General features: G+C 69.9%; 13 protein-coding genes and 3 pseudogenes. 8 read left to right on the forward strand and 8 right to left on the reverse strand.

Annotated features, from left to right (window positions below; translation table 11 throughout):
• Positions 1-57 precede the first annotated feature (57 nt).
• The 5 genes from FF100_RS15025 to FF100_RS15045 are packed head-to-tail and all read right to left on the reverse strand — an operon-like array spanning position 58 to position 4,317.
• On the reverse strand, positions 58-867 hold the full coding sequence (locus FF100_RS15025; protein ID WP_139036496.1) for a MetQ/NlpA family ABC transporter substrate-binding protein: 810 nt from the start codon (positions 865-867) through the stop codon (positions 58-60).
• Positions 867-1,448: an FMN reductase gene (msuE, locus tag FF100_RS15030; RefSeq protein ID WP_139036497.1), complete on the reverse strand. Its 582-nt coding sequence runs from the start codon at positions 1,446-1,448 to the stop codon at positions 867-869. The genes FF100_RS15025 and msuE overlap by 1 nt, the downstream gene beginning before the upstream one ends.
• Positions 1,449-1,476: 28 nt before the next feature.
• On the reverse strand, positions 1,477-2,412 hold the full coding sequence (locus FF100_RS15035) for an ABC transporter ATP-binding protein (protein ID WP_139036498.1): 936 nt from the start codon (positions 2,410-2,412) through the stop codon (positions 1,477-1,479).
• A gap of 1 nt (position 2,413) precedes the next feature.
• The gene (locus FF100_RS15040; protein ID WP_246102086.1) at positions 2,414-3,316 is read right to left on the reverse strand and encodes an ABC transporter permease; all 903 of its coding nucleotides are present in this window, start codon (positions 3,314-3,316) and stop codon (positions 2,414-2,416) included.
• Positions 3,317-3,327: 11 nt separating this feature from the next.
• Positions 3,328-4,317, reverse strand: a complete 990-nt coding sequence (locus tag FF100_RS15045; protein WP_139036500.1) for an ABC transporter permease — start codon at positions 4,315-4,317, stop codon at positions 3,328-3,330.
• Positions 4,318-4,450: 133 nt separating this feature from the next.
• Between FF100_RS15045 and FF100_RS15050 the strand changes: the two genes are divergently transcribed.
• Both FF100_RS15050 and FF100_RS37855 read left to right on the forward strand, forming a co-directional pair.
• Positions 4,451-5,653, forward strand: coding sequence for an LLM class flavin-dependent oxidoreductase (locus FF100_RS15050; protein ID WP_139036501.1), 1,203 nt, complete (start codon positions 4,451-4,453; stop codon positions 5,651-5,653).
• Positions 5,654-5,799: 146 nt separating this feature from the next.
• A pseudogene (locus tag FF100_RS37855) lies at positions 5,800-6,099 on the forward strand (acyl-CoA dehydrogenase family protein); the annotation flags it as partial.
• 38 nt (positions 6,100-6,137) lie between these two features.
• Here FF100_RS37855 and FF100_RS37860 read toward each other — a convergent pair.
• Complete coding sequence (locus FF100_RS37860) at positions 6,138-6,383, reverse strand: hypothetical protein (RefSeq protein ID WP_246102107.1); 246 nt, start codon at positions 6,381-6,383, stop codon at positions 6,138-6,140.
• A gap of 48 nt (positions 6,384-6,431) precedes the next feature.
• Between FF100_RS37860 and FF100_RS15060 the strand changes: the two genes are divergently transcribed.
• The 6 genes and pseudogenes from FF100_RS15060 to FF100_RS15080 form a co-directional block, all read left to right on the forward strand.
• Positions 6,432-7,481, forward strand: coding sequence for an ABC transporter substrate-binding protein (locus tag FF100_RS15060; protein ID WP_246102104.1), 1,050 nt, complete (start codon positions 6,432-6,434; stop codon positions 7,479-7,481).
• Positions 7,482-7,820: 339 nt separating this feature from the next.
• Positions 7,821-8,111 (forward strand): co-chaperone GroES, encoded by a 291-nt coding sequence (locus FF100_RS15065; RefSeq protein ID WP_139036503.1) that lies wholly within the window; start codon positions 7,821-7,823, stop codon positions 8,109-8,111.
• A gap of 29 nt (positions 8,112-8,140) precedes the next feature.
• Positions 8,141-9,763 (forward strand): chaperonin GroEL, encoded by a 1,623-nt coding sequence (gene groL, locus FF100_RS15070; RefSeq protein ID WP_139036504.1) that lies wholly within the window; start codon positions 8,141-8,143, stop codon positions 9,761-9,763.
• Positions 9,764-9,827: 64 nt separating this feature from the next.
• Positions 9,828-9,953 carry a hypothetical protein gene (locus tag FF100_RS38360; RefSeq protein WP_281287287.1) on the forward strand — a complete coding sequence of 42 codons (126 nt, stop codon included), beginning with the start codon at positions 9,828-9,830 and terminating at the stop codon, positions 9,951-9,953.
• A 12-nt stretch (positions 9,954-9,965) separates the two neighbouring features.
• Positions 9,966-11,351 (forward strand): FAD/NAD(P)-binding protein, encoded by a 1,386-nt coding sequence (locus FF100_RS15075; RefSeq protein WP_139036505.1) that lies wholly within the window; start codon positions 9,966-9,968, stop codon positions 11,349-11,351.
• Positions 11,352-11,459: 108 nt separating this feature from the next.
• Positions 11,460-11,920 (forward strand): annotated as a pseudogene (locus FF100_RS15080) (transposase); the annotation flags it as partial.
• Here the strand turns inward: FF100_RS15080 and FF100_RS15085 are convergent.
• Positions 11,898-12,599, reverse strand: a pseudogene (locus tag FF100_RS15085) (transposase); the annotation flags it as partial. The pseudogenes FF100_RS15080 and FF100_RS15085 sit on opposite strands and share 23 nt — an antisense overlap.
• A 608-nt stretch (positions 12,600-13,207) precedes the next feature.
• Positions 13,208-15,154, reverse strand: a complete 1,947-nt coding sequence (locus FF100_RS15090) for a putative bifunctional diguanylate cyclase/phosphodiesterase (RefSeq protein ID WP_139036506.1) — start codon at positions 15,152-15,154, stop codon at positions 13,208-13,210.
• Between the last annotated feature and the right edge of the window lie 135 nt (positions 15,155-15,289).

The following is a 15,289-nucleotide window of genomic DNA, read 5'->3' on the forward strand; positions in this document are numbered from 1 at the left end:
AGGCCCTCCCCTGCTTCCAGGCTCACAAACGGGAGTCCGGGCGTCCCGGCCCCGCCCCTACCACGCCGGCTCGAGGAACCCGCCGTAGCGGTCGAGCAGGAACTGCTTCACCTCCGGCGAGCGATAGGTGGCGATGAAGGCGGCGAGCCGCGGGTCGTCGCGGTTGTTCGGACGGGCCACGAAGCTCAGCGTGTAATGCCGGTCGCCGGCCCCGTCGGTGATGAGAGCGGTCTTCGGGTCGCCGCCGGAGGCGATCAGGTAGGTGAAGCTGATCTGGGTCAGGGCCACGTCGGCGAGCACACGGGGAAGCTGCGCGGCGTCGAGTTCGAGGATGCGCAAGCTCTTCGGATTCTGCACGACGTCGGCCACGGTGACCGCGTCACCGAGGCCCGGCTTGAGGGAGACGAGGCCGGCCTTCTCGAGCAGGTGCAGGCCGCGGGCGGCGTTGACCGGGTCGTTGGCGATCGCGACCGAAGCGCCCTTCGGCACGTCCTCCAGGCGCTTGACCGATGTCGAGAACAGGCCGACCGGCAGGATGATGGCCGGTGCCACCGGCACCAGGGCGTAGCCCCGCGCCTTGATGGCGCTGGTGAGGAAGGGCACGTGCTGGAACAGGTCCGCGTCGAGGCTGCCGGTCGCCACCGCCTCGTTCGGGGTGACCCAGTCGGTGAACTCGACGATCTCGACGCTCTGCCCCTGCGCCTTGGCGAGCTTGGCGGCGACGTCGAGGGTCTGGGCGACCGGGCCGGCGGTGGTGCCGATGCGCAAGGGCGACGCGGCCCGGGCGGGACCGACGCGAATGCCTCCGACGGCCGCGGCGGCGAGGGCGGTGCCGAGGATCGCCCGGCGGGTCAGGACGCGGGTCATCAGGCAGCCACCGGAACCGCGGCGCGGGGCGTGCGGTGCGCCAGGGCCTCGACGAGCTGGCCGGCGGCCTGACCGATCCGGGCTTCCAGGGCGGCCTCGGCGGGGCGGCCGTCGCTGAACTCGGACTCGCTGGCATAGAGCGAGGTCGCCACCGTTTGGGCGCCGAAGAACCCGAAGAGCGGCCGCAGCTGGTGCTCGACGACGAGGGCGTGGCGGTGCCCGCCGCCGGTCGCCGCGACGATCACCGGCCGGTCGGCCAGCGCCGCCGGGTCGATCAGGTCGAAGACGTGCTTGAACAGGCCGGCATAGGAGCCCTTGTAGACCGGGCTCGCCACGATCAGGGCATCGGCCTCTGCGATCGCCCGGATCAGGGCGGCGCCGCGGGCGCTCAGGTCGTTCGGGGTGTAGGCGGCGCCGAGTTCAGTCCCTCCGTCGAGGAGGTCGAGGAGCTGGACGTCGACGGGCCGGCGCGCGGCGACGGCCTCGGCGATGGCGCCGACGAGGGCCCGTGACTTCGACGGTCGATGGGTGTTGCCGCTGAAGCCGACGATGCGGAAGCGGGTGGTCTGGCGCAGGGTCATGGACGTGTCCTTGTGTTGGAGAGAGGCGTCAGGCGTGGTGGCAGGCGACGGCGTGGGCCTCCGCGACCGGGCGCAGGGCCGGGTCGGCGTGGCGGCAGAGGTCGGTCGCCAGCGGGCAGCGGGGGTGGAAGCGGCAGCCGGCCGGCAGGTCGGCCGGGCTCGGGAGGTCGCCGCCGAGCGGCGGCGCCTGGCGCTTTCGCGAGGGGTCCGGCACCGCCGCGATGAGGGCGCGGGTATAGGGGTGGCGCGGGGCGGCCCACAGGGCCGCGGTCGGAGCGCTCTCGACGATGCGGCCGAGATACATCACCAGCACCCGGTCGGCGACGTGCTCGACCACCGACAGGTCGTGCGAGACGAACAGATAGGCGAGACCGAGCTCGCGGCGCATCGCGGCGAGCAGGTTGAGGATCTGGGCCTGGACCGAGAGATCGAGGGCCGAGACCGGCTCGTCGCAGACGACGAGATGCGGCTCGACCACCAGGGCGCGGGCGATGCCGATGCGCTGGCGCTGGCCGCCGGAGAACTCGTGCGGATAGCGCGTCGCCGCTGTCTCCGGCAGGCCGACCTGGTCGAGGGCCCGAGCGACCCGGGCGCGGCGCTCGCCCCGGCCGCCGAGACCGTGAACCTTGAGCGGCGTCTCGAGGATGCCGCCGATGATGTGGCGCGGGTTGAGCGAGGCGAAGGGGTCCTGGAACACCATCGCGATCTCGCGCCCGCGGATCTCGCGGAACCGGCGCTCGCTCAAGGTCCCGAAGTCGCGGCCGTCGAACCGGATCGTGCCGGCCTCGATCCGGCCACGCGGCGGCAGGAGGCGCATCAGGGCGAGCGCCGTGAGCGACTTGCCGGAGCCCGACTCGCCGACGAGGGCCACCGTCTCTCCCGGACCAACGGTGAAGCTCAAATCCTGCACCGGCCGGGCCCGCGGGAAGGCGATGCCGAGGCCCTGGACGTCGAGAAGCGCCATCTCACGCCTCCCCGGCGAGACGCGGATTGAGGGCGTCGTTGAGCCCGTCGCCGACGAGGTTGAGGGCGAGCACGGCGAGCACGATCGCGACCCCGGGAATCGCGGTCAGGTACCAGGCGCTGCGCAGGACCTCCCGGCCCGAGCCGATCATGCTGCCCCAGCTCACGACGTTCGGGTCGCCCAGCCCCCTGAAGGACAGGGCCGATTCCATCAGGATGCCGGAGGCGACCATCACCGAGGCTGTGACGACGATCGGCGGCAGGGCGTTGGGCAGGATCTCGGCGAACACGATCCGCACGGGCCCGTAGCCGAGGCCGCGGGCGGCGGTGACGAAGTCCTTCTCGCGCAAGGAGCGGAACTCGGCCCGGGTGAGGCGGGCCACAATCGGCCAGGAGGTCGCGCCGATGGCGAGCGTGATCGCCGGGATCGAGGGCTGCGCGATCGCCACCAGCACCACCAGCAGGATGAAGGCCGGGCTGGTCTGGAACAGGGCGATCACGCGGCCGAGCGCGCGGTCGATCCGCCCGCCGGCATAGCCGGCGGTGGCGCCGACCAGCACGCCGACGGCAAGCCCGGTGGCGGCGGCCGCAAAGCCGACGAGGAGCGAGACCCGCGCGCCGTGGGCGATCCCGGCGGCGACGTCGCGGCCGAGGGAATCGGTGCCCAGCGGATAGGCCGGATCCTGGCCCGGCCACAGGAACGGCTGCGCCACCATGCCGAGTGGATCGTCGGGATAGGCGAAGGGCGCAGCCAATGCCGCCGCGGCGACCAGACCGAGGATCGCGAGGCCGGACAGGGCCGTCGGGTTGCGCAGGAAGGCCCGCGAGGCCCGGCGCGGCGCGGGCGCCGGCAGCGCGGCGGCTCGGTCGGTGGCCGAAGGGCTGTCTGCGAACCGCAGGGTCATCGGCGACGAGGTCATGAGCGCACGGCGATGCGAGGGTCGAGGATCGCCTGGATGAGGTCGACCGCCACGTTGGCGACGACGACCAGGAGCGAGGAGAGCAGGAGCACGCCGAGCAGCACGCTGAAGTCGCGCGCCATCACCGCCTCGAAGGCGAGGCGCCCGAGGCCGGGCCAGGAATAGACCGTCTCGACCACGACGGCGCCGCCCAGAAGCCCGCCGACATGCATGCCGGCCACCGTGGTGACCGGCAGGAGCGCGTTGCGCAGGACGTGGCGCAGGGTGATCGCCAGCGGCGACAGGCCCTTGGCGGCGGCGGTGCGCACGAAGTCCTGGGCCCGCACCTCCAGCATCGCGGCGTGCACGAGGCGGGCATAGATCGCGATGGTGAACAGGGCGAGCGACAGGCCGGGCAGCACCATGTAGCGGAGCTGGTCGATGAGCGCCGCGACGCCGGTGAGCCCCTGCCCGATGGTGCGCGCGCCACCGCTCGGCAGCCAGCCGAGTTTCACCGAGAACAGCACGATCAGCATCAGGCCGATCCAGAAGCCCGGCACCGAGTAGAACAGCAGCACCGCCACCGACAGGACCCGGTCGAGGATGCCGCCCGGCGCCCGGGCCATCAGCGCGCCGAGCGCCAGGCCGGCGAGCAGCGCGAGGGCGAGCGCCAGACCCATCAGCATCAGCGTGCCGGGCAGGCGCTGCCCGATCAGATCGGCGACCGGCATGTTGTAGCGCGGCGAAAAGCCGAGGCTCAGATGGGCGAGGTTGTTCAGGTAGGCCAGGAACTGGTCGAGCACCGGCAGGTCGAGGCCGAAGCGGCTGCGCAGCGCCGCGAGCGTCTCCTCGGTCGCCGCCCCCGCCTCGCCCGCCATCACCTCGGCGGCGTCGCCGGGGGCAAGGCGCAGCAGGAAGAAGTTCACCACCAGGATCAGGAGAGCCGTCGGCACCGCGTCCGTGAGCGCCCGTCCCAGCACGGGGAGCAGGCGGCGTGTTCGGTCCATCGCGGGTCACTCCGGCTCGACGCCACCAGATCGCGGCGACGGCGTTAAATTCATATTGTCTATCTATTTTGTCAACTATAGGATATCCTCATTGAACGGGCCATGGCCCGCGACCTCCCGGACGAGCCTCGTCATGACCCTCCTCCATCCTCCGGGCGCTCTCGTCGGCCGATCAGGCTTCGCGAGCCCGACGGATTTCCCGGACTCTCCGCTGTCGCGGGCGCTGAGCGAGCCGCTGCTGCTCGGCCTGTTCCTGCCGATCCAGGCCGGCGGCTGGACCGCCTCGACCCTGCCGCGCACCACCGACTGGAGCTTCGACTACAACCGCGACCTCGTTCTGGAGGCCGAGCGGCTAGGCTTCGACCTCGTCTTCGCCCTGTCGCAATGGTTGCCGAAGGGCGGCTACGGCGGCGTGCTCGACGGGCAGGCCCTCGATTCCTTCACCAGCATCGCGGCCCTGTCGGCGCTGACCCGCCGCATCCTGCTGGTGGCGACCGTGCACGTGCTCTACGGGCCGTGGCACCCGCTGCACCTCGCCAAATTCGGCGCCACCCTCGATCACATTTCCGGCGGCCGTTTCGGCTTCAACGTCGTCACCGGCCACCGGGCGGTGGAGCACGAGATGTTCGGCCGGCCGCGCATCGAGCACGACCGGCGCTACGCGCTCGCGGCCGAGTTCGTCGAGGTGGTGCAGCGCCTGTGGCAGGACGACGAGCCGTTCTCGTTTTCGGGCGAATCCTCGTGGCGCCTCGGCGACGGCTTCGTGACCCCGAAGCCCCGCTACGGCCGCCCGGTCCTCGTCAACGCCACGGGCTCGGAGGCGGGGATCGCCTTCGCGGGGCGCTATTCCGACATCGTGTTCGTGACGAGCCCGGCGGGCGCCGACATCGACAGCGCGCTCGAGGCGCTGCCCGACCACACCGCCCGGGTGAAGGCGGCGGCGCGCGGGCTCGGGCGCGAGGTCCGCACGCTCATCAACCCGCTGGTGATCTGCCGCGAGACGGACGCCGAGGCCTGGGCCTATGCCGACGCCATCGTGGCGCATGCCGGTCCACGCAGCCCGAAGGGATTTCGCACGCTCGATTCCGACGCCCATGCCTGGAAGGGCCGCGAGGGCCGGGCCGACCCTTATGCCGCGATCGGCGGCAACATCCAGGTGATCGGCTCGCCCGAGCAGGTGGTGGCGCAGTTCGCGGCCCTGAAGCGGGCCGGCATCGATGGGCTGCAGCTCAGCTTCTACGACTTCAAGCCCGACCTCGCCTTCTTCGGTGCGCGGGTACTGCCGCTGATGCGCCAGGCGGGCCTGCGGGCTGCACCCGTCTCCCTCGCGGCCTGACGACTTCGCCCCATCGCCGGAGGCCGAATGAGGCCCCGGCAACCTGACGATCCTCGACCGCCACGTCGCCAGCCACCCGGCCACGATCGGCGGCCCCGTCGCCGACATCTGGATCGAGGCGCGAGCCCCGCGACAGGAGACCCCGCATGAGCTTCCCCGCCGGTCTCGGCTTCGCGCCCGACCTTTCCGACCCCTATCTCGCCAAGGCGGCAGCCCTGCGGGACATCTTCGCCCGCGACGCGGTCGCGCGCGACAAGGAAGGTGGGCGGCCGTCCGAGCAGATCCGCCTCCACAAGGAGAGCGGCCTCCTCACGCTCCTCATCCCGCGCGAGCATGGCGGTCACGGCGAGCCGTGGTCGACGGCGCTCCGGATCGTGCGCGAGTTCGCGAAGGTCGACGGGTCCCTCGGCCACCTCTACGGCTACCATTTCGGCTCGGTCCACGCCGCCCACCTCCTCGGCGATCCGGACCAGGCCGCCGCCCTCTACCGGCGCTCGGCCGAGGGCAACTGGTTCTGGGGCAACGCCCGCAACAGCTTGTCGAAGACCCTGTTCGGCCGCCGCGACGGCGAGTGGGTCACCGTGAACGGCGTCAAGCCCTTCACCTCGGGCTCGCACGTTGCCGACGCGCTGATGATCGCCTGGCTCGACGAAGAATCCCATGAATGGACCTTCGCGGCCGTGCCGGCCGACCGGCCGGGCATCATCGTCGAGAACGACTGGGACGCCATCGGCCAGCGCCGTACCTCCTCGCGGCGCTCGCCGGGGCCGAATCGCCGATGTTGCCGCGCCATCTCTACGAGGGGAAGGGCGACCCGCTGGCCAATCCGGCGAACCGCGCGCCGGTCGGCACCGGCCCATTCGTCTTCCGCGAATGGGTGCCGGGCAGCCACGTGGCTTACGTCCGCAACCCGAACTACTGGGATCCGGGCAAGCCCTACCTCGACGAGCTGGTGGTGCGGATCATCCCGGACGGGGCCGCGCGGGCGACGCCGGTGGCCCCGCCCGACGTCGCGCGCTTCGCCGCCCTGCCGCATCTCGGCCTCGAGAGCCACGGCAACGAGTATGGCCCGACGATCTACGGGATCGAGTTCAACCTCGACAACCCGTACCTGCGCCACCGCGCCGTACGCCAGGCGATCGCTCACGCCATCGACCGTCCGGCCCTGCTCAAGGTGGCGTGGTACGGGCTCGGCGATCCCTCCGACAGCGTGGTGAGCCCGACGCTCAGGGAATTCTACAACCCGGATGTGCCGCGTTACGCCTTCGATCCGGGCCGCGCCGAACGCCTCCTCGACGAGGCCGGCTTCCCGCGCAAGGGCCGGACCCGTTTCACCCTGACCCACGATTACCAGCCCTTCGGCGAGGGTTTCAAACGCACCGGCGAGGTCATCCGCTCCTCGCTCGCCCGGGTCGGCATCGACGTCACCGTCCGCGGGCAGGATTTCCCGTCCTACCTTCGGCGGGTCTATACCGACCGGGACTTCGACTTCACCAATCACCCGTTCACCAACAAGTTCGATCCCACGGTCGGGCTGCAGCGCTTCTTCACCAGCGACAACGTCCGCAAGGGCGTCGCCTTCACCAATGCCAGCCGCTACGCCAATCCGGAGATCGACCGCCTGTTCGCCGCCATCGCGGTCGAGGGCGACAGGGCCCGGCGCAAGGCGGCGATCGACGCGATCCAGGCGATCCTGCTCGCCGACCTGCCGGTGCTGCCGCTGTTCCTCGGCCGGTCGATCACCGTGTTCAACCGTCGGGTCGTGAACCACACGATCGGCGCCACCGGTGTCTCGGCGAACTTTTCGGAATTGTGGTTGCGCGGCTGATGCCCGGCCGACGCCGGCATCGCCGTCAAGGTCTCCGGTCGTCACCCTTCGCGTTCGTTCGGGATACCGAACGATAGACCACCGGCCGGGCGGGCCAACCGTCAGCCTCGCCGTCGCGTCCCGGCGCCACTCCCGTCTGCCCTCCATCGCATCGGGTTCGAGGCGGACAATCTTCTCGGTCGGCCGCCCGTAGCGGGCAGATCGTCTCCTCAATATCGTTCTTTAAAAAGAACAATCTCGTTGACTTGGCGAACGCCTCCGGACACCTTTGGACCGTCGGATGCGGCCCCCGGATGCGGGCTCGTCCGGTCTCCCTTCACGAACCAGGAGGCTCCCCCGATGGCCTTTCGGCCCCTGCATGACCGCGTGCTGCTGCGCCGCCTCGACGGCGACGCGACCACCAAGGGCGGCATCATCATCCCCGACACCGCCAAGGAGAAGCCGCAGGAGGGCGAGGTCGTCGCCGTCGGCCCGGGCAACCGGGACGACCACGGCACGCAAACGCCCCTCGATGTGAAGGCGGGCGACCGGGTGCTGTTCGGCAAGTGGTCCGGCACCGAGGTCAAGATCGACGGCGAGGATCTCTTGATCCTTAAGGAAGCCGACATCCTCGGCGTGATCGCGGCCTGACTTTTCAACAATCGAGAAGGACGAACCCCATGGCTGCCAAGGACGTGAAGTTCTCCGCCGACGCCCGCGAGCGCCTGCTGCGCGGCGTCGACATCCTGGCCGACGCGGTCAAGGTCACGCTCGGCCCGAAAGGCCGCAACGTCGTGATCGAGAAGAGCTTCGGCGCGCCCCGGATCACCAAGGACGGCGTCACCGTCGCCAAGGAGATCGAGCTGGAGGACCGGTTCGAGAATCTCGGCGCCCAGCTCTTGCGCGAGGTCGCCTCGAAGACCAACGATCTCGCCGGCGACGGCACCACCACCGCGACGGTGCTGGCCCAGGCCATCGTCAAGGAGGGCGCGAAGGCGGTCGCCGCCAACTTCAACCCCCTCGACCTCAAGCGCGGCATCGATCTCGCGGTCGGCGCGGCGGTGCAGGACCTGGCCGGCCGCGCCCGCAAGGTGACGGCGTCGGACGCCATCGCGCAGGTCGGCACCATCTCGGCCAACGGCGACGTCGAGATCGGCCGGCTGATCGCCCAGGCGGTCGAGAAGGTCGGCAAGGAGGGCGTGATCACGGTCGAGGAGGCCCGCACCGCCGAGACCGAGCTCGACGTGGTCGAGGGCCTGCAATTCGACCGCGGCTATCTCTCGCCGTACTTCGTGACCAATGCCGAGAAGCTGACCGTCGAACTCGACGAGCCCTACATCCTGATCCACGAGAAGAAGCTTTCGTCGCTCCAGCCGCTGCTGCCGGTGCTGGAGGCCGTGGTCCAGTCGGGCCGGCCGCTCCTCATCATCGCCGAGGACATCGAGGGCGAGGCGCTGGCCACCCTCGTCGTCAACAAGCTGCGCGGCGGCCTGAAGGTCGCGGCCGTGAAGGCGCCGGGCTTCGGCGACCGCCGCAAGGCGATCCTCGAGGACATCGCGATCCTCACCAAGGGCCAGACGATCTCGGAAGAGCTCGGCATCAAGCTCGAGAGCGTGACGCTCGCCGAGCTCGGCCGCGCCAAGAGGGTGCGGATCGACAAGGAGAACACCACGATCGTCGACGGCGCCGGCGAGGCGTCCGAGATCGCGTCCCGCGTCGCGCAGATCAAAGGGCAGATCGAGGAGACGACGTCCGACTACGACCGCGAGAAGCTGCAGGAGCGCCTGGCGAAGCTCGCCGGCGGCGTCGCGGTGCTGCGGGTCGGCGGTGCCACCGAGGTCGAGGTCAAGGAGCGCAAGGACCGGGTCGACGACGCGCTCAACGCCACGAGGGCGGCGATCGAGGAGGGCATCGTCCCGGGCGGCGGCACCGCGCTGTTGCGCGCCCGCGGCGCGGTCGCGGCGCTCCAGGGCGGCAACCCGGACGTGACGGCCGGCATCAAGATCGTCCTGAGGGCGCTCGAAGCGCCGATCCGCCAGATCGCCGCCAATGCCGGGGTCGAGGGCTCGATCGTGGTCGCGAAGGTGGGCGAGAGCGATTCCGACACCTACGGCTTCGACGCGCAAGGAGAGACCTATCTCGACCTGATCGAGGCCGGCATCGTCGACCCGGTGAAGGTGGTGCGCACCGCGCTCCAGGATGCAGCCTCGGTGGCGGGCCTGCTCGTCACGACGGAAGCCCTCGTCGCCGACCGGCCGAAGGACAAGGCCGCCTCGCTGGCCCCGGCCGCGCCGGACTTCTGACCCCTCGTCCGCGCCCCGGACCTGCGCCGGGGCGCACCATCCCCCTCGTCGCGCGAGGACAACCATGCCGCAAATTCCCGATCCGGCCGTGCCGTTCCACCCCTCCGAGCCGAGCCCCGGCCTCGTCGTCGTCGCGCTCTGGGCCGTGCTGATCCTGGCCGCCTTCGCGTTCCTGCTGCGCGCCGCCTGACGGATCGTTTCGATGAATCCGGTCATCGCGGTTGTCGGCGCCGGCTTCAGCGGCAGCATGGCGGCGCTCCATCTCCTGGCCGCCCTGCCCCGCTCCTGGTCGGTGCTGCTGTGCGAGAAGGCCGGCAGCTTCGGGCGGGGGCTCGCCTACGGCACCGAGGCCCCCGCCCACCTGCTCAACCTGCGCAGCCCCAACGTGAGCGCCTATCCCGACCGGCCGGACCACTTCGCGACCTGGCTCGGCGGCTTGCCGGAGGACGAGCGGGCAGGCGTCGCGGTGACGCCGGCCGGCACCTTCGCGCCCCGCGCGCTCTACGGCCGCTATCTCGGCGAGCTGCTCACGGAGGCGGTGGTGGCCGAGGGCACGCCGCGGCTCCACCTCGTCCACGATGCGATCGCCGATCTCGTCCCGGTCGCGGGCGGATACGCCGTGCGCACCGAGGGCGGGGCCTCCTACCCAGTGGCCGGCGCGGTGCTCGCCATGGGCAACCTCACCGGTCCGGGGGCGCCGCCGAGCCGCCACCGGCTCGATCCGTGGCGGCCGGAGGAGTTCGGGCGGCTGCACCCGGATCGGCCGGTCCTCGTCGTCGGCACCGGCCTCACCATGGTCGACGCGGTCGCCTCCCTGCGCGGCCGGGGTTTTTCCGGCCGGATCGTCGCCCTGTCGCGCCGCGGCCTGGTGCCGAACGTCCACGCCCCGACCAAGCCCTGGCCGGTCCCCGACCTCACCGCCGCCGATCTCGCGTCCCTGACCCGGCTGACCCGGCGGATCCGGGCCGAGATCGCCGCGGCGGCCCGCGCCGGGCGCGACTGGCGCGACGTGATCGACGCGCTTCGCCCGGTCATCGGCTATCTGTGGCGCAGCCTTCCGGGACTTGAACGGTCCCGCTTCCTGCGCCACCTGCGGCCGTTCTGGGACGTGCATCGCCACCGCGCCGCCCCGCCGGCCGCTACGGCGATCGCCAGGGAGATCGCCGCCGGCACCCTGGACGTGCGGGCGGGGCGCATCCTCGCCATCGCGGACGGCCCCGGCGAGGCCGTGGTGACGATCCGGCCGCGGGGCGGCACCACGGACGAGACCCTGACGGTGCAGGGTATCGTCGACGCCACCGGGATCGGGCGCATCGACGAGACCGGGGACCCGCTGCTGCGCCGCCTCGTCGTGCGGGGCCTCGCACGGCCGGACGCATTCGGGCTCGGCCTCGCGGCCGGCGACGATTATCGCCTGCGCGCCGAACGGCCGGGCCGGCTCTGGACGATGGGACCGCTCCTGCGCGGCACGCTGTGGGAATGCGTTGCGGTGCCGGACATCCGCAGCCAGGCCGCCGAGGTCGCCGCCCTGATCGCCGCGGAGGTCGAATGCCTGCCGGCGGGCCGGGGTCACCCCCCGTCGGAGTGATCCGCCCTGAAGCATGGCTGTGAGCCGACGTGGTCCTGACCCACCAAACTGGTCCGCGCTGAGCGCAATCCTTTCGGGCATCCTGAACCCTGACGGAGGGTGGCTGCCATGCCTCGCGAACGCGTCACGAACGAACAGATCGCCTTCGCCCTCCGACAGGCGGAGAACGGCAGCACCGTGGACGAGGTCGGTCGGAAGATGGGCGTGTCCGAGCCGACCTTCTCCCGGTGGAAGTCGCAGTTCGTCGGCATAGGTGTGCCGGAGACCCAGCGGTTGAAGCCGCTGGCGGAGGAGAACAGCAAGCTCATGCGGCTGGTCGCCGACCTCACGCTGGATCGCTCGATGTTGCAGGACGTGCTCAAGCGAAAGTGGTCAGGACCGCCGTTCGCCGAGAGGTCGCCGGTCACCTGCAGGTCGCCTACGGCACCATCGAACGACGGGCCTGTCAGGCCATCGGCTTCGGCCGCTCATCCCAGCGCGACCGTACGCGCTCCGATCTGCAGGTGGCGCTGCGCATGCGGCTGAAGAGACTCGCCGCCGCTCGGGGCCGGTATCCTTGTCGTTCGTTGCCATTGCGCGCGCATTTGGGTCGGTCGACGAGATCTGCCGGTCGGGCGCAGCCTCGACGAGCATCTCGACGGCCTGCAAGGTGCGCAGACGATCCCGCAGCGCGGCCAACCTCTCGGTTTCCTGGCGGTCAGTAGTGTCGAGGGGTGTGAGGTCGCGTCCAATGCTCGTCTCGACCTGCTCGATGCGCCGACGGACTGCTGCCCGGGTGAAGTTGCAGTCTCGCGTATTCACGGCCTTGAACCGGCTACCGTCGATGGCCACGACGCCTCCGGTCAGGAGACCGACTTGGCGGCAGAGGATCACGAAACGTCGGCACGTGGCACGCAGCACCTCACCGGTCTCGCGTCGGAAGTCGGCGTTTGTCTCGAAGTCGAGTGAGAGGCGGCCGATCAGCCCCATCAGCTCAACATTGCGCCCGGCCTCCCGCTCCACGCACCGGCTCGACGGGATCTTATTGAGATGGCCGTACAGGTAGATCTTGAGCAGCATCGCAGGATGATAACCTGGTCGGCCGGTGATGGCGGGCGTCACGCCAGCAACGCCGAGGGCGGTGAGATCGCGTTCGTCGACGAACACATCGATGACGCGAGCCGGGTTGTCCGGGACGATGTCATCGTCCAGATAAGCAGGAAGCAAGGCAATCTGACGACAGCCTGCACGTTGGATAGAGCATGTCATCCTTCACCTCCCGTATCGGAGTCAGGACAAACATGTTGAACCAATAACATTAATTGGTAGATTAAATATATGCATATTTCAAATATACGGAACCAATAAAGATGCGCGTAGTCTCGATCTCCGTCATACTCTGTCGTCGGTCGGAGCGCAGCTTTCGGATGCTCGTGGGCGGCGAGTCGTATCGGAGGAGTATACAACGCGCCATTCGAGGCGACCGGCGATTAGACAAGACGTCTCCAAGAGCTTGCGGCCTCCGGCAGGCGGATCAAGAGATATCAGCTGCGAGAACTGGCCTACGGAATTCGGCAGGTCATCTGCGGCGAGTTTCAGGTTTCCGCCGAAGCAGGCACTACGGTGTCCGTATTCGTCGTGCGCGCCATCGATGGCAGCTTCTACGAAGTTGCCACCTGCGGCCCTCGTGTCCTGCAAAACGTCAAAGCAGCCTTCCGCCATAGTGGGCAAGCCTGATCACCAGCCGCTCTTTTCAAACGGCCTGCACCCCATCCAGACCTCCGGCGACAGCGCCTCCGAATGTCGGCTACGGGTCAGGTGTTTTTCCGCGCGCGGCGCGGCGAGGGTCCCGGCATCGATGGTTCGAGACCGGAGCGTCACGCCCAGATTCGGCCCCGTCCGCCCGCGGTGGCGCTCCGGAGGCGGGACAGGAGTTCGTCGAGCGGCATCGGCATCCCGAGCAGGTGGCCTTGCGCGTAGCGACAGCCGTGGCGGCGCGCCGCCGCCAGCTGCTCGCCTGTCTCGACGCCCTCGGCGATGCAATCGAGCCCAAGGTTCTGGCACAGGTCGAGGATCGTCACCACCACGCTGCGGCCGAGATCGGACTGGATGTCCGCCATGAAGCTGCGGTCGATCTTGATCTTGTCGAGCGGCAGGCGATGGACGTAGCCGAGGCTGGAATACCCGGTCCCGAAATCGTCCAGCGCGATCTGGATGCCGAGCGCCCTCAGGGTGGCGATGGCGTCCCTGGCGCGCTCGAAGTCGCGCATCAGCGCCGTCTCGGTCAGTTCGAGCGTGAGCCGCCGCGGATCGAGGCCGCTCTCGCGCACCGCCGCCAGGATCGCGCAGACCGTCTCGGACGATGCGAGATTATGCGACGACAGGTTGAAGGACAGGCCGACCTCCGGCGGCAGACGGGTGGCGTCGGCCAGCGCCTTGCGCAGGAGCAGGGTCGTCACCGTGTGGATGATCCCGCTGCGCTCCGCCGCCGCGATGAAGCGGTCGGGCGGGACGCGGCCGAGAACCGGGCTGGTCCAGCGCGCCAGACCCTCGACGAGGGCGACCGCGTCCGTGGCCGTGTCGAGGATCGGCTGGTAGTACACCTCCATCTCGGCGGCGAGGTCGGCGCTCAGAAGGGCGGTCTCGACCGCCAGCTCGGCGCGGATCGCATCCTCGTGCTCGCGCGAGAACAGGGTCGCGGCACCGCGCAGGTGCTCCTTGGCGTGGTAGAGCGCGTAGTCCGCGCGGTCGAACAGCACGTCGGCGCTGCGCCCGGCACTCGGATACAGGGCGAGGCCGCAGGAGCAGTCCGCGACGACCTGCGTCTCACCGACCCGGATCGGCGCACGCAGCGCCTCGCAGATGCGGTTGCAGACGGCGATCACCTCGTCCTCCGGCCCGGACGGACGGATGAGGAGGCCGAACTCGTCGCCCCCGAGCCGCGCGGCCGTGATGTCCGGGCCGGCGAAGGCGGACAGGCGCCGTGCGATCTCGGTGAGAACGCGGTCGCCGGCGGTATGGCCGTAGGTGTCGTTGATCGGCTTGAAGCGGTCGAGGTCGAGGATCGCGAGGCCGAACGGCGCGTCGGTCCCGGCCGCCTCCTCCAGCAGGCCGTCGAGACGCTGGAAGAAGAAGCGCCGGTTGGGAAGCCCGGTCAGGCCGTCGGTATGGGCGACCCGCGCGTTCTCGTCCGCCAGCCGTTCGGCGCGCGCCTGCGCCTCGACGAGCCGGATGAAGGTCAGGAAGTTGTCGGCGAGGATGCGCACCATGACGGCCGTCACGAAAGCGGTGTTCAGCGCGATGGCGACGAAGACGTGGTTGCCGCTGGTCAGGTGGTGGACCAGGAAGACGCCCATGACGATGACGGTCACCAGGAAGGCGGCGACCGGAAGGTGGGTCAGGCAGAAGATGCAGGCCACGACCGTGACGGCGACGAAAATTGCCACGTGCCCCTGCTCGAACGGACCGCCGTAGCGACCGAGCCCGATCGCCCAGGTCACGAAGGCGGCCGAGAGCACGGCCGTCAGGAGGCTGGTGGCCCGGAGCTGGCGCACGGCGTCCTTCGGCGCGAGATCGTGGGGCTGCAGGCGCCACCAGTGGACGGCCCGCAGCGCGCAGATCGCCACGAGGAGTCCGGGCATGCCGAGGGTCATCCAGGCCGGAGCCACGGCGTAATGCGTGAACGACAGCGCGCACGTATTGACGCATAGCAGCGTATACAGGGACGATATGTACTTCTTAAGCTCCGTCACCTGCCGTGTCTCGATGCCGGAACGAAGCGGGTTGCCGGATACGCCAGTGAGGAATTCTTTCCAGTGCTTCATGGCGGCGGGCAATCCTGCGAACGTCCGGCAGACTAGCCGGCCCCATTTAAGAATTGTTTCAATTTTAGGTTGTATATATCGATAAGCGCCCGCCAAGGATGTGAGCCCGCGGCCAGCGGGCCGACGGCCGATCCA

The sequence above is a fragment of the Methylobacterium terricola genome (assembly GCF_006151805.1).
GTDB lineage: Bacteria > Pseudomonadota > Alphaproteobacteria > Rhizobiales > Beijerinckiaceae > Methylobacterium > Methylobacterium terricola.